The following is a 25123-nucleotide window of genomic DNA, read 5'->3' on the forward strand; positions in this document are numbered from 1 at the left end:
TCGCCTCAGTTACTCAAAGAGCCTGATAACGCGACCCAGCCTTCATGTTCAGCCCAGACTGTGAGCTTGATGAAAGGCGCATACGCTGCTGCCACTTCGTCGGCCTGCCTTGCCAGCACGCCTGAAAGTATCAGCGAACCACCAGGGGCAACCCGGCCAGCCAGCATCGGTGCCATGAGCTTCAAGGGGCTGGACAGGATATTCGCCACCACCACATCAAATTTCTGGGATGCCGGATGGGCTGCGCCAAAACCTTCTGGCAGTGCATATTCGATCTGGCAACTATTGCGCTCAGCATTGAAGTTGGCAGATTCTATCGCTTGCGGGTCGATATCCACACCAATGACACTGGCCGCACCCAGCTTGCTGGCGACCATGGCCAGAATGCCGGAACCGCAACCATAATCCAGCACGGACAAATCCTTGGGTGCATGCGCTTCCAGCCATTCCATGCACAGCTTGGTGGTAGGGTGACTGCCTGTACCAAAGGCCAGGCCTGGATCAAGTTCCAGGATCAAGGCATCAGGATCAGGGGCATCATGCCAGCTAGGTACAACCCAGATATTCTTGCCGATATGAATAGGCGCAAACTGCGATTGCGTCAGGCGCACCCAGTCTTGTTCTTCCACATTGCGGGTGATATAAGCTGGCACGACAGTCAGGCCGATGGCAGCGGCCGCTTCGGCCACCAGTTCAGCGTGGTCAGTGTCAATATCAGCGAGTGCCACTACACGGCTGCGGTCCCAGGCGGCTTCGTCAGGCTCCATGCCGGGTTCACCAAACAGCGGACGTTCAGCATCCGTACCTTCATCGGCATCTTCCACGGACACCGACAAGGCACCCGCGTCCATCAGTGCATCTGACAAAGCCTCAGCCTGCTCACGCGCTACTTCTATGACTATTTCTATCCAGCCCATATTGCTACTTTCTTATACGACGTTATTACTTCAAGAAACTTCAAAGTACTTCAAGACCAAAAGGCTCACCACAGAGCCCCCGAGGCACAGAGTAAGCACAGAGAAAATCAAGAGAAACTACTCATCGTTGAGGTCAACGGTACATCCCGACAATACATATCTGCGGCATTTCACTTATTTAATGCATTAAAACTTTTCAATAGCAAAAAGCTTACCACAGAGGCTCCATAACAAAGCCAAAAGCACAGGGAAAAACTTGTGTTTTCTCTGTGCTTCTTTTTCAACTTCGTAGGTTGGGCTACGCCTTATCAGCCCAACACTGGGCCTCAACAAATGTATACGTTATTTAAGCGCCGAGTGTTGGGCTGGTAAATCGTAGCCCAACCTACAGAACTCCAACGCTTTTCTCTGTGCCTCTGAGTCTCTGTGTTGAGAGGTCTTTACTACAAATTACTTAGACTTTTTAGACAACTCCGGCATATCTGCAAGCTTATGCTCAAGGTAATGAATATTCGTACCACCTTCAATAAACCGCGCATCTATCATCAACTCACGGTGCAGGGGGATGTTGGTTTGTATGCCTTCTACCACCATCTCAGACAAAGCGATCTGCATGCGGCGGATAGCCTGTTCGCGGGTTTCACCATAGGCGATGACCTTGCCTATCATGGAATCATAATTTGGCGGCACGAAATAACCGGCGTAAGCATGAGAATCCACGCGTATGCCAGGGCCACCAGGCGTATGCCATGAGGTGATGCGACCAGGCGACGGGGTGAATTTGAACGGATCTTCGGCATTGATACGGCACTCAATGGCATGGCCCTTGAGCGTAATATCGGTTTGCTTGAAGCGCAGCTTTTCATTGAAAGCGATGCGTATCTGTTCTTGCACGATATCGACACCAGTGATCATCTCGGTTACCGGATGTTCAACCTGAACACGGGTATTCATTTCTATGAAATAGAATTCGCCGTTTTCGTACAGGAATTCAAAGGTACCAGCGCCGCGATAATTGATCTTGCGGCAGGCAGCGGCGCAGCGGTCACCGATTTTTTCGATGATCTTGCGCGGGATGCCGGGTGCCGGCGCTTCTTCTATGACTTTTTGATGGCGGCGCTGCATGGAGCAATCGCGCTCACCCAGCCAGATGGCACTGCCATGCTGGTCAGCCAGGATCTGGATTTCCACATGACGCGGGTTTTCCAGAAACTTTTCCATATACACTTCAGGATTACCAAACGCCGCACCAGCCTCTGACTTGGTCATGGTGACCGCATTCAGCAAGGCAGCTTCAGTATGCACCACACGCATGCCGCGACCACCACCGCCACCGGCGGCCTTGATGATGACTGGATAACCGACCTTGCGGGCGATTTGCACAATGGCTTTAGGGTCATCCGGCAATGCGCCTTCAGAACCTGGTACGCATGGCACACCTGCCTTGATCATGGCATGTTTGGCGGATACCTTGTCACCCATCAGACGGATGGATTCAGCACGCGGGCCGATGAAGACAAAACCGGATTGCTCTACCCGTTCGGCAAAGTCGGCATTTTCAGACAAAAAACCGTAGCCTGGATGGATAGCCTGTGCATCAGTCACTTCAGCGGCGCTGATGATGGCTGGCATGCTCAGGTAACTCAGATTCGACGGAGCCGGGCCTATGCAAACAGATTCGTCGGCCAGCTTCACATATTTTGCTTCGCGGTCAGCTTCAGAGTGCACGACCACGGTTTTGATACCCATCTCGCGGCAGGCGCGCTGGATACGTAGCGCGATTTCGCCACGATTGGCGATAAGAATTTTTTCAAACATGATTTAACTTTGCGGTGGCAATGGTTGCAATTGCGTGAGCAGAAAACCCTGTCCAGTATGATTGCCCTCAACACGGGCACCGGACTTCAGTTCGCGCACGCGCGCCTGGATCAGCCAATCACGAACAGCGGCTGGCCGTATTCAACAGGCTGACCATTTTCAACCAGAATCTGTTTGATCGTGCCGCTGAAATCGCTTTCGATTTCATTCAGCAATTTCATTGCTTCGATAATGCAAAGGGTGTCGCCAGCATTGACGCTCTTGCCGATATCAGCAAAAGGAGCGGCGCCTGGGGAAGAGGAGCGGTAGAAAGTACCGACCATAGGGGATTTGACAATATGACCATCCGGCACGACCGGGGCGGCGGCCACTGGTGCGGCGGCGGCTGGTGCTGCTGGCATCATTTGATGCTGGGGTTGCTGCATCATGACTACCTGATTTTGCGGCATTGCAGAAGACTTGACGATGCGGACTTTGCCTTCACCTTCGGTTACTTCAAGTTCAGCGATATCTGATTCTGCTACGAGGTCAATCAGGGTCTTGAGTTTTCTTAAATCCATGTGGAATCCCCTTGAAAAAAGTGGTTCTGAATTAATTGGGACGCGCAATACAGAGCAAGGCTACAGCTCCGGGAATGCCGCCGAAGTTTGGATTATATACGAAATAAGCTGGCATTATCAGCAAATTACGCGAAGATGCAAGAATTTAAATATTTTTAAGGGAAAAGTCAATCGCCAGACGGTAACCTTCAGTACCTAGGCCACAGATGACCCCTTTGGCAATTGCAGACAAGTATGAGTGATGTCTGAAGGCTTCTCTTTGATGTACATTTGATATATGTACTTCAACAAACGGGATCGCCACTGCAGCCAGCGCATCCCGCAAAGCGACGCTGGTATGCGTCAGGCCGCCCGGGTTGATGATAATAGCATCGACTTGCTCATTTCGGGCAACGTGGATGCGATCAATTAATGCACCTTCATGATTGCTTTGAAAAAATGACAACTCTGCACCAGCTGCTTTTGCCTGCTCCTGCGCTGCTACTTCTATCTCCGCCAGGGTAGTGGCGCCATAGGTAGCAGGCTCGCGTGTACCGAGCAGGTTCAGATTGGGGCCATTCAGCAGCAGCAGTTTGCGCGCCATAGTCACATTCAATTTGACGAAGATGGCCGCATTTTGCCGCTAATCGACGCAGATTGGCAAGGAAAAACGATGCGACTTCTATTTTTCCAAAGAATATTTGGCAATATCGGTATGCAATTCATCCATCTTCAGGCGACCCAGATAGGATTTCACTACCTTGCCCTCACCATTAATCAGTACAGTAAATGGCAAACCACCACCGGCATTACCCAATTGACGCGACAGCTCAGAACCTTCCATGCCGGCAGCAACCAGGGGATAACTGATTTTATATTTTTTTGCAAAATCAGCAATATTCGTTGGGCTATCTATGCCCAATCCCAGGATCTGTATCTCCTTGCTCTTGAACTGTTGTTGCATGGTAGACAACTCTGGCATTTCTTGCACGCAGGGTGCGCACCAGGTTGCCCAGAAGTTCACCACCAGAAACTTGCCCTGCCATTGCGCCATTGCCTGGGGTTTACCATCGCTATCCTTGAATTGCTGCGCCATCAATTGTGCGACCGATTTGTCGGCTGGTGGCTTGGGCGTGGTCTGGCGGTTGCCTGCATAAATCCCCAAACCCGCAAACAGCAAACCCAGCGCTACTGCCAGGCTGATAAACTTCTTATTCATAGACATACTCATTAAGGGCAAAATTGCAGCTCAAGGCAGGGATATTAGCTTAGCTGAGGGATTTGTGCAGGAATGCCGGCAGAATCGATATCCGTTGATGTAAGAAATACCATGTATTTACAGCACGTAAGCATAAATTCCAGCCCCCTCCTCTCTCATTCTTATAGCTATCATTAATATCGCCATGCAAATGGTCTTTTGGTATTATCGCTGGTCGCTGACCCAGCGTAATTCGTTAGGACTTACGCAAAACGGCCCCAAAGCGTTGCAGCTCCCGCATTTAGCAAATTCGGTACTAAAGTACTGTCTTCGTCGCTACGGTGTAGTCGAGCATTGAGGCGACATGTTGCCTGTCGACGAAACGAACCTCCCTTACAAGGGAGGTTTCCTAAAGCGATAGCCTTGCTGGGACAATTTTGCGTAAGTCCTGTTCGTAATACCCATCACCTGGATAGTCTTAATGAAATCAATCTGCCATGACGCAATTGCCTATCTCAAATTAGCAGGCGAAACTGGCGTAGATACTTCAAACCATTTGCCGGAAGATCAGCAGGCCTGCATAGATGACCTGGGCAATGGCCTGGCGGTTGTGTATATGCTGGACGCAGACGACAAACTGGTCTATGTGCAAAACCGCGATTTGCAGCAGGCAGGCTATACCATGGCAGACCTGCGCAAAACCGGCTTGCAGAATTTGCGGCAAAGAACGGTTGAGAATTGCAAGATGCAAGAACGTGGCCCTATCCATGTCATTACTTGCGATGGTAACTTTGAAGCCAGCATCATCCTCATCAATGAACTATGGGATACCCAGTTTGCCACGCTGTTTAAAAATGGCATCATCGCCGCCATTCCCAGCCGCGATGTACTGGCCTTTTGTGACAGCAGGTCAGAAGAAGGCATAGAAGCGCTCAAGGAAATAATCAGGCGTGTACATAATGGCGGCGATCACTTACTGAGCACATCCCTGTATCGCCGTCAGCGTGGCAAGTGGGTAGAAATCAAGACAGGCATTGAAGCCGCCAAGCCAGAATCAATGGAAGAAGCCCATGCGCGCTTACACGCTGGCATGCAAGCCAATGCAGAAGTATTGCGCAAAATCGCCAAAGAGCATTTCAAGGTCGAAATCGCTTATGACATTGAAGGCGTGAACTGGGTCAATCAATTTCTGAGCGATGCACACACCAGTGGTAGCAGTGATGATCACAAGAATATCGTCATCTTTGCAGGTGCCTTTGTTGGTCAGTGCATAGTGCGCAACATAGGTGGAAAATGGGACTGGCATGGCGACGACTATGTCATCAGGACCAAAGACGACAAGCTGTTTTCGCCTTGCAGCAAAGTGGCAAAACAACTGGCTTGCGGCCCGACTGGCGATGATTCTGTGCTGGGCCTGTATAAAGTCATCAAAGACATGTATCCGGCCGCGCTCAGCAAAGCCCAGCGTTTGCTACAGGTACTCTACAAACGGCATGGTGACTATCAGTTTTGCATAGCCACCGTGCTTGACCAGCAATTGCAATGGCTTAATGTATGCGGCATGGAAGACAACTGGGTCAAGGTTGAACGCAAGCCTGTCAATGGCGAGTCCGCAGCATTGACAGTCGTCTGTTATCTGCACCAGATCCAAAGCTATTATGTACGCTCACCCGGTGGGGTCCTGATGCATGCTGAAGGTATAAGCGAGTCACTTGCAGCCCTGCTGCCGGATGAAGTAAAAAACCTCATCGCACCGACAAAAATCATCAAAACTTCGTTCACTGAAACTGAGTTGCAGCAAGCCCAGTCCATCGTCGATATCCAGCTTGTGAAATATGAGAGCGGGGACAATGGCAGCGGGGATGATGACAGCGATGTCTACACCATCAAGCTAAAAAATATAGCAGCGCAAAAAATCAAAATCAGTAAATTTGCGCATTTTTTCCAGCAAGAAGGTTTGTGGCAAATTGGCACAGCATTACAGACTTATTATCCGGCATCCGATTTCATGGACTGGTTCCAGCTCATGTCGGAATGGATTGAGCCTGGACAAGAAATCACGGCCACAGGCAGGTTGGGAGAACCACCGGTTTTGTGGGCATTCATGGGCGAAACAGAAGATGCAGCCCCGTTTACTGCCAGCCTGATACTGCGCGAAGTGCCTGCATCTGCCAAACAGCAGAAGGCAGATGCAAAGCGTAAAGCCAGCCCCTATTACAGCGCCAGCCAGTCAGCAAGCCCGGAAATGGAAAACGCGCTCAAGGAACTACGGCTCAATCTTGACCGTAACCGGACAGCCATGGATGCCGAGATACTGCAAAGAATTTCTGCAGCTAAACCGGATTGGATGGATTATGCCGAACCCTTACTCGAAATCATACTGCAGCAAAAACGACTGATCAGCGAAGGCCATGTGGTCTGGGCAGCGCTGGTGCAAGCCAATAGCCTGCTATTTGAAGCAGGCGAGCATGATCACCCTGCCATGCTGGTATATAGCGAAGATCCTTACTTTGAAGCCCGTCCGCATGAGTTGCGCTCTATCGCTGACAAGATATACCAACTAAAAAGCACTAAACCCGACGACCCCGAAGAACAACTGGTTGCAGCCCATGTGAGCAATGAGATGGATCGCAATATGGGTTGGCAACTACCAGGGCTGCTCACTGATAAAAATGTCAGGGCTGCCAGCTTCATGATATTTCGCAAGCACATTCCGAATGGAATGCTGGAAGCCACGACCTTCCCTCTGTTGATACATCCTGCGACTGCTGCGGTCCTGATAGTCCCAGTCGCATTCTGGCCAGTGTCCATGACAGCACTATGGCGACAGGGCAGATTATTTTTCTAGAATGCGCAATCAATGCTGCGCGCAGAATCCAGCTGACTCATAAAGTTGACTTCTTCAGCTAACTCAGCCGGATTCTGCGCTTTGGTTTAAAAAGCTGGCGCTTAGGTCTCCATATCCATCAAAAAAAAAGACTCTGACCAGGCCTCTGCACCAAGACCATGCACAGCTTTACGCAATTGAACCTCAAGCAGCGCGCAAGCAGCAGGATTAGCTGATGCATTAACCAATTGCTCAGTATGCAGCTGCGTTCTGTCACTCGCTTGCAAACCCTGTCTCTGGTCGCCTGATGGCAAAAGACGTTCCAGCATTTCTGGCTCCGTCATGAGACTAAAGAAGAGCCCGATCACTTCCTGGACACTGAGCTGGTCTTTGTAATTCTCCCAGACTGCCAGCTCCAGCCACTCGATGACGGCATCACCCAGTTGTATATCCTTCAGGCTGGCAAAGCTATCTGGCCATAAACGATCTTCAAAATAGTTCAGCAATAACGTCAGGCCAAGTGGCGTCAGGCCCTGATAATGCATATCCTGACTGTGCAAGTTCTGCATACCCAATCGCCGGGCATAGTCGTAAAACTCTTGCATGGCTTGTGCGTCGATAAACTCTCGCGTGGCGGGTGCAGCACTATCACTATTACCCCCCAGAGAACTGAGCATATCCATATCAGTTGTATCTGGCAGGCCGCGCTTGGACAACTTCATCGCCCTGAGCCTTTGCATGAGGTCTGGCGCTGAAGGTGCCGGTGGTGCCAAGGCCATCGCCATGGTCATTGCAGGCGCTGGCGCGCAGGCTGCCGCTGCACCTGCTACGGCGCCCATTCCACCCCAGCCTGCAGGCAGCATGTGCGCTACTTCTATCAAGGCAGGCATGTCGAGAGGTTTTTCATTTTCTGCCCGTTCCTCCACGATCAAAAAGCTGGTCTCTTTGGAGATCAATTGATATTGCATGGCCAGTTCCTGCACTGCAAACTCCGACACCACAAGCTCTTGCGCCTTTGCTCTTTGCATGCTGGACAAATAAGTCGCTGCAGCGACACGCGACAAGGAAGTTTCTTGCTGCAATTCCTGCGTCAACTCCAGGCGGCCTATCTCAATTTCTTCAGTTTCCCCCGGCATAGTACCGAACAATCTCATCGAACCTGTGGGTTGTTCCGGCAAGAGATAAAACATATTCAGGGTTTCGCCTTTGAATACCGATGCAGGCAAGGGAGTTTGCCAAATTGCCGCACTGGCAAAGCCGGTATCGACGCGGATACCCTGCCAGACTGGTGAACGCAATTTCATGAACATGCGCATGATGGCTGGTGCCACGTCTTCACCTGGTGCCACATATTCACATGAGCCACCGCTAGCTCTCGCCAGGCGTTCCAGATGTACTTCCGCCGGGCTGGAACCTATGCCTACAATAAACACCCTTTGCCCGGCTAAACGTGCGCTCTCAATCAAGCTATCGACACTATCGATTTCACCATCGGTAATCATCAGCACATCGCTGCGCCCGCTACTCTGGATGGCAAAGGTGGATTCCAGTGCCAATGCCATTTCTGTGCCACCTAAACTCGCATCCAGTTCATCCACCCAGCGCAATGCTGCAGCCTTGCTGGGCTTGGCAAATTTCCACATCACAGGTGAGCGATGCTGGACCTCGCTGCCAAAGCGTGACAGGGAAATGCGGTCGCCAGTATTGAGCTGTTCAACAATTTCTTTCAGTGCCGTGCGTGCAGCCCTGATGCTGTCGCCATTCATGGAGCCAGAACAATCGACCAATAACTTGACCGCCACGTCCGTCATATTTGCAGCAGCAATTTGCGGGCAAAAGCTGGCCAGCAAAGCCACGTGTTCAGGCTGGTGATAGTCACGCCCCAGGACACTGAATGCCTGCTGGCTGAACTGGTCTACGCACAACACAAAATCACGGTCCAGATTACCCTTGCGCGACAAGCTCACTGTCATGCCGCCTTCCCTGGACACGGCGCTGATGGGATGGCTGGGCGAAGCAATACGGGCACTTGCCACTTCTGCCGCCAGATGCAGCGTGATATCAAACGGATACTCCACCCGGATATCGTGTTTGGGCGTGGTCAGGCGTTCAAGCAGATTACGCTTCTTGCCAGCAATCGCCTGCGTCATTTCATAACGTGGCGCGATCACAGTCGGCACGCAGATGCGCAAGGCGTTCAAACCATCCATCTCGGCAAAACGCAGACTTTGCGCATAGCGCATGGTCAATGAGCAAGCTTCGCCCGGTGCCAGATTACCCAGGCTGAGGTGATAACTGCCATCCCCATTTTCTTGCAGCATGAAGGCAGAGTTACCTTCTGAAATTGCTTCCTCATAATCAATTTCTGCTTTTTTCCTGGGCACGACGGCACCAGATAATTTTTTTCCGTTCAGCTCTACTTCTATATCCAGCAAGACTGCATCGACAGGCAAAGGAAAGGTATACACCACCTCCGCATGCTCTTTGTCCGAGGGATTGATGAAGCTTTGCACAAGCTGCATTTCCAGCAGCAGCCCCTTGATAAAACCAGTTGCACTCACTTTAGCCAGTGCCATATCCTGACCCACGCTGGATCGTATTGTTGCTACTTGATGTCCATACATAGTTCTCTCCTTCTGTCAGTCAAGCACGCTTCAGGCGTCCTGACTTGCTTTCATGCGTTCTGCCAATTCGATTGCCTGTTTGACGAATTCCCTGAGCTGCTCCGGGGTCCAGCCTGCCTTGCCGGCATCAATCACCAGCTCGACCCCATGCGCTACGGTCAAATGCGTACAGACAGAAATTGACCCGATTTCCCGCTGTTTCACCTCCACCGGGGCAGGTGCGCCGTGTAGCAATTCACGTATGCGCTCCAGTGATACCCCCGCAGAACTCCACTTCTTGATCAGCAACAGTTGTTCGAGATGCTGCGCTCCATAACGCGCCGCCCGTGTCCCGCCCTCAGGCTTGCTGACCAGACCTATCTGCATGTAGTAACGCACAGTGCGTACTGACATCTCTGCCATCAAACAGAGTTCAGGAAGCAGATAGCTGCCGTCTTTTTTATCAGAAGAATTATTCATACAGTACTTTATAACAGTTAAACTGTCATTATTCAAGTTTACTTTTAAACTACCCTGAAGAATGAGATGGAATATTTTAAAAAGGCGAAAAAAAACGCGCCCATGAAAATGGACGCGTTTTTTTGCTTATCTAAAACTCAGACCTAATGCGCCCCACCCGCATCAACAGGTACCGCCGACTTTTTCGGCTTGGTCAGCCACACCAGGCCTATCAGGCCGATGAACATATAGGCCGACATCCAGAAAATATCGGTCGCGGCCATGGTGCTGGCCTGTACGCTGATAGTGCGGTCTATGATGGCGTAGGCACCCTGCTCTGGTATGCCTTGCTGCATCAGGCCTTGCACGGTTTGTACAAAGGTCGGGAAGCTGCTGCCGGTATTTTCTGCAATCTGGGCATGGTGCAGGGTGCTGCGGCTGTCCCAGATGGTGGTCATGATGGAGGCTCCCATACCACCGCACATGATACGCACGAAGTTAGACAAGCCTGACGCTGCCGGGATTTTATCCGGTGGCTGGCCCGACAGGATGATCGACGTCAATGGGATGAAGAACATCGACATCGCTGCACCCTGTATCAATGTAGGGATCAGCAGGGTATAAGTATCCACCTCGGTATTGAAACGCGAGCGCAGGAAGAACACCAGCGCAAACCCCATGAAGGCAGCTGACGCAACCTTCCTGGCATCCACCTTGGGCAATATCTTGCCTATGATAGGTGACAAAATAATCGCGAAGATGCCGACTGGCGCCATGACCTTGCCCGCCTCCGTCGCGGTGTAAGCCAACTGCGTTTGCAACCATAGCGGCATGATGACGAGGCTGCCAAAGAACAGGCCATAACCTATCGAAATCGCCACCACACCAGCACTAAAATTACGTCCCTTGAACAAGGACAGATCAACCACAGGATGGTCTTGCCCAAGTTCCCACACGACGAAATAAATCAGGCCTATCACAGCAATCACCGTCAGCAGGACGATCTCGCCAGAATTGAACCAGTCCAGTTCCTTGCCTTTGTCGAGCATGATTTGCAAGGCACCCACCCAGATCACCAGCAAGAACAAACCAACCTTGTCGATAGGCAGGCTCTTGATGGCAGATTCACGTTTGCGATAGATGGACCAGGTAGCCCAGGCAGTAAACAAACCTACCGGGATGTTGATATAGAAAATCCAGGGCCAGGAATAATTATCTGATATCCAGCCGCCCAGCAAAGGACCCATGATAGGCGCGACGAGAGTGGTCATCCCCCATAGCGCCAGCGCCATCGAGCTTTTGGCGGGCGGGTAACTGCCCAGCAACAAGGCCTGCGACAGCGGGATCATCGGGCCGGCAACTGCTCCTTGCAAAATACGTGCGGCAATCAGGATTTCGATATTCGGTGCCATGCCGCACAGCCACGATGAAATAACAAACAGCAGGATGGATGACAGGAACAACCTGACCTGTCCAAAATGCGTCGTCAGCCAGCCCGTCAGCGGCACAGAAATCGCATTAGCTACCGCAAACGAGGTGATGACCCAGGTACCTTGCTGTGGCGAGACGCCGAGGTTACCGGAGATCGCCGGTATCGATACGTTGGCGATCGATGAATCCAGCACATTCATGAAAACCGCCAGCGACAAGGCGAGCGTGCCCATTGCCAGTTGCCCACCTTTCAGTGGCGGATGTGGTGCCTGTGGACGTGGCGCGCTCATTACGCACCCTTGCCTGTAGTTTTAACGGCGGCAGCGCTGTGATTTTCTTTGTGATCTTTAGTGCCCGGCAAATTCGCCGCGATGATCTCGGCGATGCGCTGATCAGCATCTTTACCGTTTTGCTCAAACACTGCAGTCTGGTAAGCAGGCACCGTGCGTGCAGCAGCAGTCACTGGCGCACCTTGTTGTTGCGAGATATTGACCTGCACCTGCATGGAAACACCTATGCGCAATGGATGTGCTTCCAGCTCTTTAGGATCGAGGCTGATACGCACTGGCACGCGTTGCACTACTTTGATCCAGTTACCACTGGCATTTTGTGCTGGCAGCAAGGCAAAGGCCGAACCCGTACCTGCCGACATACCGAGCACCTTGCCGTGGTAAGTAACGTCACCGCCAAACAAATCAGAATGTAATTCCACATCCTGGCCTATACGCATATGGGCAAGCTGCACTTCCTTGAAGTTGGCATCTACCCACAAGGTATTCAAAGGGACGATGGACAGCAAAGGTGAGCCGGGGGCGATACGTTGGCCAACCTGCACTGCACGCTTGGCAACAAAACCATTCATGGGTGCTGGCAAGCTGGTGCGGCTCAGGGCCAGCAAAGTTTCACGTACACGGGCAGCGGCACGCAAGACATTTGGGTGCTGGGTGACGGTGGTGTTTTCTGTCAGCGTGCGGTTGGATGTCAGTTGTTCATTGGCCGCTTGCAAGGCAGCTTCTGCACTCTTGACGGCGTTGCGGGCATGTTCCAGTTCTTCAGCAGAGACTGCGCCTGTGCTCAGTAACTGGGTACGGCGTGCCAGGTCAGATTTGGCTCTTTCGACTTCGCTGCTGCGCAGACTGACATTGGCCTGCAGGCTGCCATTATTGGCAAACAGCACGCGTACTTCGCGCACGGTTTGTGCCAACTGGGCCTCAGCCTGATCGACCGCAACCTTTGCGTCTGTCTTGTCGAGTTCAACCAGGGCTTTGCCTGCCTGCACAACATCAGTGTCATCAGCATGAATCGCAACTACCGTACCGGCAACTTGCGATGTCACTTGCACGACATTGCCCGCGGCATAGGCATCTTCGGTATGTTCAAAATTGCGGCCTACCGTATACCACCATGCAGCATAGGCAGCAATCGCCACCAATACAATAAGGGTAATGATGATCAGCAGTACGCGGCGTTTGCCGTTTTTTTCTGGTGCGTATTCAGCCTGAGCGGAAATATTAGATGGCGCGCTGACTGGTTTGTTTTGATCTGGGGCGTTCATAACGCAGCCTCCGGTGTGTTTTTAACTTGGGATTGAATGATGGTTTGACTAGTGCTGGCAGCAGTGGAATTAGTCGCAGGCAGGCTCTTGCTTTCATAACCGCCGCCCAGCGCCTTGATCAGGTTGATGCGTGCTTCGGTATGCCGCACTGCCAGTTCCAGCGAGAGTTTTTGTTGTGACAGCACAGCACTTTCGGCAGCCAGCACAGGCAGCTTGTTGGCAGTGCCTGCTTTTTGTCTTTGCTGTGCCAGTTGCAGGCCAACGCGGGCAGCTTGCTCGGCAGCTTGCTGCTCAGCCAATTGCGACTGGCTCGCTTGCAGTATCTGCACCTGGTCTGCCACTTCATGCAGGGCGTCCGTCAGGCTCTGATTGTAGGTCGCAACAGCCACATCATAGGCCGCAACCTTGCCCTTCAATTGTGCGCGCAGACGGCCACCTTCAAATATCGGCAAGCGTATCGCCGGGCCTGCACCTATGATGCTGCTGCCACTGCTGGCCAGGTTGGAGAGACCCAGGCTGGACAAACCAACGAAGCCAACGATATTGATGTTGGGATAAAACTGGGTCTTGGCGACGTCGACATCACTTTGCCCGGCTTCTACGCGCCAGCGAGCAGAGACGATATCAGGACGGCGACCCAGCAATTCCAGCGGCAAATTACCTGGCAATGCCGTGTCTGCCACAGGCCGGAATTTTGGCGTGGCGATCAGCTTGCCTTCTTCTGGTCCCAGGCCTTGCAAGGCAGCGATCTGGTTACGTGTCAGCGCCATGGCTTCTTGCCATTGGGCGAGTTCATTTTTGAGGCCAGACAATTGCAACAGGTTTTGCTGCACTTCGACCTTGGTATCGAGACCGGCTTTGACACGTTGTTGCGTCAGGCTGTCAAACTGTTCACGCACTGCCAGTTGCTGCTTGCTGAGTTCCAGCTGTGCATTCTGGCGTGCCAGTTGCAACCAGGCGCGGGCGATGGCGTTGCTGAGCATCAGGCGCACGCTTTGCGCTTCGGCTTCTGCCACTTTTTCCTGCGACAATGCACCACGCATTTCGGCGCTGTGCTTGCCCCAGAAATCGAGTTCATAAGTAGCATTGAAACTGATCTGGTTATTGCTGTTGTAGGTACCTGCCAGTGGTGGTGGCACCAGGCCGTGCTCGGTAAAGCGCTGGTAAGTGCTGTCTACGCTCAGATTTGCCGATGGCAATTTGTTGGCACCCACGGCGGCAGTAGCTGCCTGTGCTGCCTGCAAACGTGCTGCGGCGGCCTGCAGGCTGGGGTGATTTTCCAGCGCACGGTTGATCAGTGTCTGCAACTCAGTGCCACCTATGCTGGTCGCCCATTGCAAATCAGGCCAGGCAGCATTGCCGCCCTGGTCAGGGAATGCCCCAGCTTGCGCCGTCAGGGTTTTGAGTTGCGCCTGACTTTGTATGCCTTGAAAGCTGACGCAAGCCGACAGCAGGCACAATGCAGATGCACTGAGCAGCAAACGCAGGCTGGCTGCGGCTGTGGCTGGTTTGAAAAGTGATTTTTTCATATGGACGTTGACTAAAAACGATGACTGAAATTGAAAGTCTTGAAATCTACAAAAATAAAGCTATAAGATTAATTGCCTGAGCAATCAATTATTTTTCTCCATCCAGGCTTCCAGAGTGGATCTGTTAGCCAGCAATTTGCGCAAGAGATACTTGAGGAAATTGATTTCTTCAGGAGCAAACCCGGTAAAACCCACATCCAGCACTTCTGAATACACAGCTGGCAATTGCGCTGCCAGGCTCTTGCCACTGGCTGTCAGCGCCAACTTGAACAGGCGCTTGTCACTCTCGTCCACGATACGCTGCACATAGCCCTTGGCTTCCAGCTTATCAAGCGTGCGTTTCATGGCAGCAGAATCGATAAACAACTCACGCGCCAGATCAGCCGCCGTATGGCAAGTGCCCATGGACAGCATCATGAACACACTGCCCTGGGCATGGGTAATGTCCAGGCGGCGCATGGACTCATCAATCGCCCGTGACAACATGGTGCGGGAACGGGCCAGCAGGTAGCCGACACTTTCTTCAACCTGATGGGCAAAAAATTCTGAATTTTGATTTTCATGATTCATGACAGCAACTATATTCATTGACTAGTCAACAGTTTATACCAGTTTTAAAATTTTTGCAGGACAACATAAAATCCACGACCAAGGGCAGGTCAATATGTCTTTTTCATAGGGAAATGCAATGCGCAGAGGGAGAGAGAGGGGAGAAAAAACTGAAACGCTTTTGAGCTAAGCATAGTCAGCGTTACAAAAAATAACAATTGCAATCCAATGCATCACATGACAACAATGCATTGAAAATTAAAATGAGGGAACAACAGAAAATTGCCTGGGCCGGACCAGGCGCTGGATGGCAGAGCACGTCAGAAATTGATGATGCAGTACTTCGCGCTCGCCATTAGTAACAGGGAGAGAGTACGATCTCACATCAATATTCACATCCATATATATATATGGAGTCGAATAACAAGAAATTTAAGAGACTGGCAAGATAAAAATTGCCAAACATCCATTAACAGCAGCGCGCTTCTCCAACATCCCTCTTGCAATTGCATGAAGAGAGATCAACTCCTGGACTTGGGAATATCCAGATTCATGACGCCTTGTTTTTTGCCCTTGCCTATCGCGGCATCAATGCGATTTATCAAACCCTCATCCTTGTCAGCACGGATGGCGAAGTGGATATTGTCCACCAGCAAAGGGCGTGGCAGCACACAGAATTCAATGGCAGGCAGACCATCGGCAGCCAATTGCTTGCCTACATAGCGATTGATACGCTCTTCCAGATCATGCGCATCATTGCCCGGGTCTTGCATGACCATAACGTCCATGCGCCGGTTAATCAGTTTATTGAAGCGTGGCATCAGGGAATTGGGGTCGCTCTCTACCCTGAAGAGTTTGCCCTTGTGCTCATCGAAACTGTCACCATAGTGCGTACCTGAAACAATGCCTACCGAACGGCCTCTGAGATCGGTGATCTCTTTATAGTCAAAGCGGGCATCCTTGCGCGTAACCAGCCAGACATAGTTGGCATACAGTGGCTTGGAAAAATGAAGCATTCTTTCCCTGGCACTGGTCTTGGAAATTCCAAAAATCAAGCCATCACCATTTTCTGCCAGCAGCAAAATACGCTTCCAGGGATAACGCTGGAAATCAAAATGCAGATCCGCCTCGTGGGCAATAAAGTCCAGCATACGCTGGCGGTCCGGCGGTATGGGTGCAGGTTCGCCTTTGGTATCTAGCGGGTCGGGCATCAGCACAGTCACATCACGGGTGGCAGCAAATGCAGCATGCATGCTCAACCACATCACCAGGATGCCTGACAGGAAAAGCTTGAACGTGAATAACTTTGCCGTAAATTGTGGCGGCAGGCAGCACTCATTTTTTGTTATGGATTTCATGTTTTCAATAACCAAATCTAGCGATGGCCGCCATCATAACAGCGAATAAATCGCTGGCGAGTGATTTATTTCCCAGTCAGCACAGAGATTTTCTTTATCAACGATGTTTTATTTCCACATGGAAAATAAATAAATTCCGCATGGAAATATCGGCCTGAATTCTGCCAAAATCATATCGACAAAATATTGATGGCAAGGACTTGCACAGACGCATTAAAGCTGCGCCAATGGCGCACGGGCATACTTGCCATCAAAAGGCTGGCAAGCAAATTATCGGTCAGCTACCCCATTTAATAGACAATGTATGCGCCAGGCAATACTAATCATTTCCAAAAACTGTCAAGAAAATCATATCTAATTACTAAGACGTTCTATAATCATTATAGATTTTGCACTTTCTCAACAATGAGATGCTTTCCCTTACTGGCTATACGCATTAATAGATGATGGAGGGCTACACTTCATGACGACCATGACAGCCTTAAATACCGACCTCCCAGAACCTGCGCAAAAAAAATTTCCGGTTACCACACTGGCAATCGGTTTTGTCATTCTGGTCTGCATGTCCCTGATCCTGTTGCAAGCCTGGGTCACCTGGCGTGCCCGTGAAGTGCAATTGGCAGAAACCAGAAGTGCCACTTCCAATCTCGCGCGCGCTGTTGGCCAGCATGCCTACGATACGATTAAAGGTGCAGACACCGTCCTGGTTGGCCTGGTCGAACGACTGGAAGTGGACGGCATCGGAGAATCGGCGCTCTCGCGTTTCCATGCCCTGGCGGTAAAGCGGGTCGAGGAATTACCACAGTTACACGGCATTTTTGTCTACGACCAGGATGGTAACTGGGTAGTGAACTCTCAACCAGCCATCAAAAAATCTGCCAATAATTCTGAGCGGGAATATTTTATCTATCATCGCGACCATGCTGACCGCGGTGTCCATATAGGCCCACCGATCAAAAGCAAATCTACCGGCGAATGGATCATCACCGTTTCCCGTCGCTTTAATAAAAGTGATGGCAGTTTTGGCGGCGTAGTACTGGCCACCATACATATGACGTATTTCAAGAAATTTTACGAGCAGTTTGATATAGGCGAGAACGGTGCAATTTTTGTAGCGCTAAGTAATGGCACGGTATTGTTGAGGCGGCCATTTGAAGAAAAGTCCCTGGGCAGGGATATTTCGCAACTACCACTATTTCGCGACTACCTCCCCGTCGCCAAAGTAGCTACCAAGACCTTTACCTCAGGCCAGGATGGCATCACACGCATCAACAGCTACCGGCAACTGGACAGCTATCCGCTGGTGGTTTCTGCCGCATTATCCAGGGATGAAGTGCTGGAAGAATGGAGATCGAATGCCATTATTCATGCTATCGGCGTGGCATGTCTGGTGCTTGGCCTGGCCATCATAGGATCGCGCCTGATCAGGCAAATAGCGCTGCGCGTGCGGGCAGAAGATGAATTGCAAAAAGCCCGTAGCTCGCTGGAGCAATTAAACCGGACGCTGGAAAAACTGGCCATGCAAGATGGCCTGACTGGTCTTGCCAACCGGCGTCAGTTTGACATAGCCTTGAAAGATGAATTCAGCCGGGCCATGCGCAATGCCAGTTCACTGGCACTGATCATGATCGATGTCGATTGCTTCAAGCAATATAACGATATCTATGGCCATGCCGCTGGTGATGAATGCCTGCGTGAAATCAGCAAAATAGTAGCCGCAGGCAAGCACAGGCCAGGGGACTTGAGTGCGCGTTATGGCGGCGAGGAAATGGCTATCCTGTTGCCGGGTACCGATGTGGCCGGTGCCATGAAAGTCGCTGAAAACATACGTCAGGCAATTTACCACCTGGAACTGAAGCACTCTGGCAATGCCACTGGTGTGGTCACCGTCAGTGCTGGCATCGATGCCTTTGTCCCCGTGAGGGAAAACAATCTGCCGCTGCAACTGATAGAAGCGGCCGACAAGGCACTGTATTACGCCAAGTCTCAGGGGCGCAATTGTATCCGTGTAGGGAACGGACATTTGGCCTGAATCAAACAAGGAAAATGAACTTGCGCTTATAATCATCCCGGTATTGTATAAAGAAGTTCTTTTTTCATGAAAATGTCCCGTCCATCCCGTGTTCTTGCGGTGTTTGTCATGCTGTGGAGCCTGCTGTTCATGCAGCTTGCCGTAGCAGCTTACGCCTGTCCGGGAATGGCCACGTCCAGCACTGCCGAAGTTGCCATCACGGCCAGCGTGGCAATGCCAAATTGCGCAGACATGGATCAGGATCAGCCTGCACTTTGTCATACCCATGCAGAAGATCCGTTTGGCAAGCAATCTGCCGATAAACCAGCCTTGCCCGATGTGCCCGCTTTTGTCAGTGCCAGCCTGCTGCTGATACTGACTGCTTTTGATACGCTTGAAACACCTGTTTCTGCATCTCCTTCTCCAATCGCGCTGGCACACTCAACCGCCCCGCCGCTTGCCATACGCAACTGCTGTTTCCGCATTTAATTTCCTGAACGCCTGATTCGTCGTCACCAGCTTTTGCTGGTGTACGTCCTGTTTCATCGTCTGGAGGTTTTATGATTTTGTTTTCTACGTTGCCCTGTCACGGGCGCTTATGTCTTGCGCGCATTTTCCTTGTCATGTGCGCCTTACTCCCTATGCAAGCATACTCAACTGAGCTGAGTATGCAGCAAGCCCAGCAACTTGCCCTGGCGCGCTCCAGGCAATTGTCTGCTCAAGACCTGGGCATCAGCGCGGCGCGTGACATGGCCGTGGCGGCCAGCCAGTTACCTGATCCTGTACTCAAGGCAGGTATCGACAACCTGCCCGTCAGTGGCCCTGACCGTGGCAGCCTCACGAATGACTTCATGACCATGCGCCGCATAGGCTTGATGCAAGAAATCACCCGCAGCGATAAACGTCAGCTGCGCGCCGAACGCTATGAACGCATCATCAATAAGTCACAAGCAGAAAAAATACAGGCCACGCTGGGCATAGCGCGTGACACCGCTATCGCCTGGCTGGATCGTTATTACAGCGAGCAAATGCTGGCGCTCGCCAAGGAACAGCTAAACCAGGCCAGGCTGGAAATCCAGGCTGCCGAACTGGCCTACCGCAGTGGCCGTGGCAGCCAGGCAGATTTACTGACCGCGCGCAGTGCACTGGCTTTAATGGAAGACCGCAACAGTGAACTGGCACGACGCGCACGCAATGCCAGCATCGTGCTGACACGCTGGACCGGTGAAACCACAAGTGACAGTCTGGGTGCATTACCTGCGATGGACCAGGTGGGACTGGATATATCTGCATTGGAATCCACTCTTGAGCACCATCCGCAAATCAGCATCATGAACAGGCAAGTTGAGCTGGCTGATACTGAAGCAAAACTGGCCGAGGCAAACAAGAAGCCAGACTGGAGCATAGAAGTCACTTACCAGCAACGCGGGCCTGCCTATTCCAACATGATATCTGTTGGCCTGTCTCTGCCATTGCAATGGGATCAAAAGAATCGTCAGCAACGCGAACTGTCATCACGTCTGGCCATGGCAGAGCAGGCCAGGGCAGAACGTGATGAAGCCCTGCGCAGCCATATTGCTGAAGTCAGCAGCTTGCTCAATGAATGGCAAAGCAAGCGCAACCGCGTGAGCCGTTATGACAATGAATTACTGCCCCTGGCCGGGCAAAAGGTGCAAGCAGTCCTGGCTGCTTATCGGGGTGGAAAATCCAGTCTGGGTGACTTGCTTACAGCACAGCGCAATCAAACTGACATGCATTTGCAAACTCTGCAACTACAGGCAGAAACAGCAGGCTTATGGGCGCAACTGCGCTACCTGACGCCACTCAACGAAACCAGAATCACGCCAGACTTGAACAGGGACTAAACATGAAAACCAGACATATATTACTTGTTACAGTCACCAGCGGGCTCCTGGCTGGTGCTGCTTATGGCCTGTATCAAATGGGTAAACGTGAAGGCATGCAGAATTCATTCTCAGATAAAAATACCAGCCTGCAAAATGCTGGCGCTGGCAAGAAAGTCCTGTACTGGCACGACCCCATGGTGCCCGGTCAAAAATTCGACAAGCCGGGTAAATCCCCTTTCATGGATATGCAACTGGTGCCGGTGTATGCAGACAATGCTGATCCTGGAAGTGGAAATTCCGTCAGCATCAATCCGCGCATACAGCAAAATCTTGGCATACGCACCGCCAGCGTGGTAGTGGGCAAACTCAATGCCGTAGTGCAGGCAGTTGGCAGTGTTGCCTATAACGAGCGCGATGTCGTCGTGCTGCAAGCCAGGAGCAATGGCTTTGTTGAAAAACTTTATGTGCGCGCGCCACTCGACCTGGTGCGCAAGGGCCAGCCGCTGGCAGAACTATATGTACCCGACTGGGTCGCTGCGCAAGAAGAATTCCTGGCGGTGAAACGCATGCAAGGCCAGGCTATCACTGGCTTGCTGGACGCAGCCCGGCAGCGCATGCGTCTGGCTGGTATGACGGATGAGCAGATACACACAGTAGAAAGCAGTGGCAAGCTGCATGCACGCATCACCATCACTGCCCCGCTGAGTGGCGTGATGACAGAACTGTCCGTGCGCGAAGGCATGACAGTGAGCATGGGCACGCCCATGTTCCGCATCAATGGCGTGGACACAATTTGGGTCAATGCCGACATCCCTGAAAACCTGGCACACACAGTACAGACTGGCAACATGATAGAAGCCAGGACAGCATCCCTGCCTGGCGTCGTTTTCCGCGGCAAGGTCGCCACCATGCTGCCGCAAGTGGATAGCAATACGCGCACATTGAAAGCCCGCATAGAGTTGATCAATCCCGTTAACTCTGGTGCGCAATTATTGCCAGGCATGTTCACCACGCTCAACTTTACAGGTACTGCGCGCAAGGACAGCCTGCTGGTACCCAGTGAAGCCGTTATCATCACTGGCACCCGCAGCGTAGTGATCCTGGCGCAGGATGGTGGCAGGTTCTTGCCTGTGGAGGTGGAAGTGGGGGCAGAAACTGATGGCCAGACAGAAATACTCAAGGGCTTGCAAGCCGGGCAAAAAGTCGTGGCATCTGGCCAGTTCCTCGTTGATTCAGAAGCCAGCCTGAAAGCGGGCATTACGCGCATGGAGGGTGCTGTCTCTGCAATCTCGGCATCAAGCTCAAGCCTGCCTGCAACTGTTCCTGCTGGAGTTCAGCAATGATTGCGCAACTCATACGCTGGTCTATCTGCAACCGCTTCCTGGTGTTGCTGGCCACACTGATACTGGCGGCGTGGGGTATCTGGGCTGTGGCACGTACACCCGTTGACGCCATTCCTGATCTGTCAGATGTGCAAGTCATCATACGTACCAGCTTGCCCGGCCAGGCACCGCAGATTGTAGAAAACCAGGTCACTTATCCACTGACAACGACCATGCTTTCGGTGCCCGGTGCCAAGACCGTGCGCGGTTATTCTTTCTTTGGTGATTCCTTTGTCTATGTCTTGTTTGAAGATGGCACGGATTTGTACTGGGCGCGTTCACGCGTGCTTGAATACCTGAACCAGGTGCAGGCCAGATTGCCAGCACAGGCTAAAACTTCATTGGGGCCGGATGCCACGGGTGTAGGCTGGGTCTATGAATATGCACTGGTTGACCGCAGCGGCAAAATGGATTTATCACAACTGCGTGCCTACCAGGACTGGTTCCTGAAATTTGAATTGAAGTCACTGCCAAATGTGTCAGAAGTTGCCAGCATAGGTGGCATGGTGCGCCAGTATCAAATCCAGTTATCCCCGGACAAGATGCGCGCCTATAACATCACCCACAGCAGGATTATTGAAGCCGTACAAAAAGCCAATCAGGAAAGCGGTGGTTCCGTACTGGAACTGGGTGAAGCCGAATACATGGTACGCGCCTCTGGCTATCTGAAAAGCCTCGACGATTTCCGCAAGATACCGTTGATTACGACAGGTGCTGGTGTGGTCGTAAGCCTGGGCGATGTGGCACGCATACAGGTGGGGCCAGAAATGCGGCGTGGCATTGCCGAACTGAATGGCGAAGGCGAAGTCGCTGGTGGCGTGGTTATCATGCGCTCAGGTAAAAATGCCCTGGCAACCATAGCCGCAGTCAAAGACAAGCTGGATCAGCTCAAGCCCGGCCTGCCACCTGGCGTGGAAATTATTCCCGTGTATGACCGCTCTGACCTGATCACGCGGGCAGTCGATAATCTGCAGCATAAACTGCTGGAAGAATTCATCGTGGTAGCCGTGGTCTGTGTCGCATTTTTATTTCACCTGCGTTCAGCCCTGGTGGCGATAGTGTCGCTGCCGCTGGGTATACTGGCGGCTTATATCATCATGCATTATCAGGGAGTGAATGCCAATATCATGTCGCTGGGCGGCATTGCCATTGCGATTGGTGCCATGGTCGATGCTGCAGTCGTCATGATAGAAAATGCACACAAGCATATCGAAGCCTGGCAGCATGCCCACCCGCATGACAAACTGGCGGGTGAACAGCATTGGCAAGTCATTGCAGAAGCCGCCGCAGAAGTAGGGCCAGCGCTGTTTTTTTCTTTATTGATCATTGTCCTGTCCTTCGTCCCGGTATTCACGCTGGAAGCGCAGGAAGGCCGTCTGTTTGCCCCGCTGGCACTGACAAAAACTTATGCGATGGCGGCGGCGGCAGGTTTGGCAGTGACGCTGATCCCTGTGCTGATGGGCTATCTGATACGCGGCAAGATACCGCTTGAACACAAGAATCCCTTGAATCGCTTGTTGATTGCGCTATACCGCCCCTTGCTGGAAAAGGTTTTGCAATTCCCCAGGATCACTCTGCTGGTGGCAGCATTGATAGCCGTGTTGACAGCCTGGCCGCTGGCACGCCTGGGTGGCGAATTCATGCCACCTCTGGATGAAGGCGATCTGCTCTACATGCCTTCTGCTCTGCCTGGCCTGAGCGCAGGCAAGGTGAGCGAGCTCTTGCAACAGACCGACAGGCTGATCAAGAGCGTGCCTGAAGTAAAAACCGTGTTTGGCAAGGCTGGGCGGGCTGAAAGCGCAACCGACCCGGCACCGCTGGAAATGTTTGAAACCACGATACAGTTCAAACCGCGTGAACAATGGCGCGCTGGCATGACACCGGTTAAGCTGCTGGAAGAACTCGACCGCAGCGTCAAAGTACCTGGCCTGTCCAACATCTGGGTACCACCCATACGCAACCGCATCGACATGCTGGCGACTGGCATCAAAAGCCCGGTGGGCATCAAGGTCGCTGGTGCAGACTTGAAGGAAATTGACAAGATCACCAGCGAGATAGAGCGTGTCGTCAAAAGCGTACCCGGTGTCAGCTCTGCCCTGGCAGAACGCCTGAACGGTGGCAGGTATATTGATGTGGACATCAACCGCGACCTCGCCGCACGCTATGATTTAAATATCGCCGATGTACAGAGCATCATCGCAGCGGCCATAGGAGGTGACAATATTGGCGAAACGGTAGAGGGTTTACAACGTTTCCCCATCAATCTGCGTTATCCGCGTGAGTTGCGCGACTCTGTAGAAAAGCTGCGCCAGCTGCCTGTGCTGACTGCAAGAGGTGCGCAGATCAGTCTGGGTGATATTGCCAGCATACGCATCAATGATGGCCCGCCCATGCTGAAGAGCGAAAATGCCAGGTTATCGGGCTGGGTATATGTTGATATCCGCGATCGCGATCTCAGTTCTACCGTGCGCGAGATGCAGCAGCGCGTCAGCAAAGAAGTTCGCTTGCCTGCGGCTTACTCCCTGTCCTGGTCGGGCCAGTTTGAATACCTGGAACGCGCCACCGCCAAACTCAAGATCGTCGTACCAGCCACGCTACTGATTATTTTTGTCTTGCTGTACATGACATTCAAGCGCCTGGATGAAGCCGCGCTGATTATGGCTACCCTGCCCTTTGCACTGGCAGGTGGCGTCTGGTTATTGTGGCTGTTGGGGCATCAATTATCAGTCGCCAGCGGGGTTGGTTTCATCGCCCTGGCAGGTGTATCTGCAGAATTTGGTGTCATCATGCTGCTTTACCTGAAGCAGGCCTGGGACCAGCGTCTGCAGAAAGGGCAAAACAGCGAGCAGGATTTACTCGATGCCATACGCGAAGGTGCTGTGTTGCGGGTACGCCCCAAGGCCATGACAGTGGCTGTCATCATCGCCGGGCTGGTGCCCATCATGTTGGGCAGTGGCACAGGTTCAGAAATCATGCAGCGTATCGCAGCGCCTATGGTGGGCGGCATGATCACAGCGCCGTTGCTGTCAATGTTTGTAGTGCCTGCGGTATACCTGCTGATACGCAGACGTCGTGTGAGTTAAGGGGTTAAGGGATTAAG

Annotated in this window: 18 protein-coding genes; 6 read left to right on the forward strand and 12 right to left on the reverse strand. The window is 52.1% G+C overall.

The window, feature by feature from the left end; translation table 11 throughout:
* Window positions 1–5 precede the first annotated feature (5 nt).
* From prmA to ACO0LD_RS29075, 5 genes are all read right to left on the reverse strand, one after another.
* Window positions 6–917 carry a 50S ribosomal protein L11 methyltransferase gene (gene prmA, locus ACO0LD_RS29055; protein ID WP_423012568.1) on the reverse strand — a complete coding sequence of 304 codons (912 nt, stop codon included), beginning with the start codon at window positions 915–917 and terminating at the stop codon, window positions 6–8.
* 450 nt (window positions 918–1367) lie between these two features.
* Window positions 1368–2735 (reverse strand): acetyl-CoA carboxylase biotin carboxylase subunit, encoded by a 1368-nt coding sequence (gene accC, locus ACO0LD_RS29060; protein WP_423012570.1) that lies wholly within the window; start codon window positions 2733–2735, stop codon window positions 1368–1370.
* Between the two features lie 110 nt (window positions 2736–2845).
* Window positions 2846–3295 (reverse strand): acetyl-CoA carboxylase biotin carboxyl carrier protein, encoded by a 450-nt coding sequence (accB, locus tag ACO0LD_RS29065; RefSeq protein ID WP_423012572.1) that lies wholly within the window; start codon window positions 3293–3295, stop codon window positions 2846–2848.
* A gap of 145 nt (window positions 3296–3440) precedes the next feature.
* Window positions 3441–3878 carry a type II 3-dehydroquinate dehydratase gene (gene aroQ, locus ACO0LD_RS29070; RefSeq protein ID WP_423012574.1) on the reverse strand — a complete coding sequence of 146 codons (438 nt, stop codon included), beginning with the start codon at window positions 3876–3878 and terminating at the stop codon, window positions 3441–3443.
* Window positions 3879–3956: 78 nt separating this feature from the next.
* Window positions 3957–4493, reverse strand: coding sequence for a redoxin family protein (locus ACO0LD_RS29075; RefSeq protein WP_423012576.1), 537 nt, complete (start codon window positions 4491–4493; stop codon window positions 3957–3959).
* 460 nt (window positions 4494–4953) lie between these two features.
* Between ACO0LD_RS29075 and ACO0LD_RS29080 the strand changes: the two genes are divergently transcribed.
* Window positions 4954–7320, forward strand: a complete 2367-nt coding sequence (locus ACO0LD_RS29080) for a hypothetical protein (RefSeq protein WP_423012578.1) — start codon at window positions 4954–4956, stop codon at window positions 7318–7320.
* 101 nt (window positions 7321–7421) lie between these two features.
* On the opposite strand, the gene ACO0LD_RS29085 is transcribed toward ACO0LD_RS29080, so the two are convergent.
* The 7 genes from ACO0LD_RS29085 to ACO0LD_RS29115 form a co-directional block, all read right to left on the reverse strand.
* Entirely contained in the window at window positions 7422–9923 is a 2502-nt protein-coding gene (locus ACO0LD_RS29085) for a VIT and vWA domain-containing protein (RefSeq protein ID WP_423012580.1), read from the reverse strand.
* A gap of 30 nt (window positions 9924–9953) precedes the next feature.
* Window positions 9954–10382 carry a MerR family transcriptional regulator gene (locus ACO0LD_RS29090; protein ID WP_423012582.1) on the reverse strand — a complete coding sequence of 143 codons (429 nt, stop codon included), beginning with the start codon at window positions 10380–10382 and terminating at the stop codon, window positions 9954–9956.
* Window positions 10383–10525: 143 nt separating this feature from the next.
* Entirely contained in the window at window positions 10526–12082 is a 1557-nt protein-coding gene (locus tag ACO0LD_RS29095) for a DHA2 family efflux MFS transporter permease subunit (protein ID WP_422950903.1), read from the reverse strand.
* Window positions 12082–13347 carry an HlyD family efflux transporter periplasmic adaptor subunit gene (locus ACO0LD_RS29100; RefSeq protein WP_423012584.1) on the reverse strand — a complete coding sequence of 422 codons (1266 nt, stop codon included), beginning with the start codon at window positions 13345–13347 and terminating at the stop codon, window positions 12082–12084. The genes ACO0LD_RS29095 and ACO0LD_RS29100 overlap by 1 nt, the downstream gene beginning before the upstream one ends.
* A complete protein-coding gene (locus ACO0LD_RS29105) occupies window positions 13344–14876 on the reverse strand; it encodes an efflux transporter outer membrane subunit (RefSeq protein ID WP_423012586.1) in 1533 nt (510 codons plus the stop codon). The genes ACO0LD_RS29100 and ACO0LD_RS29105 overlap by 4 nt, the downstream gene beginning before the upstream one ends.
* 84 nt (window positions 14877–14960) lie before the next feature.
* Complete coding sequence (locus ACO0LD_RS29110) at window positions 14961–15464, reverse strand: MarR family winged helix-turn-helix transcriptional regulator (RefSeq protein ID WP_423012588.1); 504 nt, start codon at window positions 15462–15464, stop codon at window positions 14961–14963.
* A 482-nt stretch (window positions 15465–15946) separates the two neighbouring features.
* Complete coding sequence (locus ACO0LD_RS29115) at window positions 15947–16783, reverse strand: substrate-binding periplasmic protein (protein WP_423012590.1); 837 nt, start codon at window positions 16781–16783, stop codon at window positions 15947–15949.
* Between the two features lie 463 nt (window positions 16784–17246).
* Here ACO0LD_RS29115 and ACO0LD_RS29120 point away from each other — a divergent pair, with 463 nt between their 5' ends.
* From ACO0LD_RS29120 to ACO0LD_RS29140, 5 genes are all read left to right on the forward strand, one after another.
* Window positions 17247–18815 carry a sensor domain-containing diguanylate cyclase gene (locus ACO0LD_RS29120; protein ID WP_423012592.1) on the forward strand — a complete coding sequence of 523 codons (1569 nt, stop codon included), beginning with the start codon at window positions 17247–17249 and terminating at the stop codon, window positions 18813–18815.
* A 66-nt stretch (window positions 18816–18881) separates the two neighbouring features.
* Entirely contained in the window at window positions 18882–19283 is a 402-nt protein-coding gene (locus ACO0LD_RS29125) for a hypothetical protein (RefSeq protein WP_423012594.1), read from the forward strand.
* A 179-nt stretch (window positions 19284–19462) separates the two neighbouring features.
* A complete protein-coding gene (locus ACO0LD_RS29130) occupies window positions 19463–20659 on the forward strand; it encodes a TolC family protein (protein WP_423012596.1) in 1197 nt (398 codons plus the stop codon).
* Window positions 20660–20661: 2 nt separating this feature from the next.
* Window positions 20662–21984: an efflux RND transporter periplasmic adaptor subunit gene (locus ACO0LD_RS29135; RefSeq protein WP_423012598.1), complete on the forward strand. Its 1323-nt coding sequence runs from the start codon at window positions 20662–20664 to the stop codon at window positions 21982–21984.
* Complete coding sequence (locus ACO0LD_RS29140; protein ID WP_423012600.1) at window positions 21981–25106, forward strand: efflux RND transporter permease subunit; 3126 nt, start codon at window positions 21981–21983, stop codon at window positions 25104–25106. Before ACO0LD_RS29135 ends, ACO0LD_RS29140 begins: the two co-directional genes overlap by 4 nt.
* The last annotated feature ends 17 nt before the right edge of the window (window positions 25107–25123 follow it).

Source organism: Undibacterium sp. Ji83W (genome assembly GCF_049340385.1).
Classification (GTDB): domain Bacteria; phylum Pseudomonadota; class Gammaproteobacteria; order Burkholderiales; family Burkholderiaceae_D; genus Undibacterium.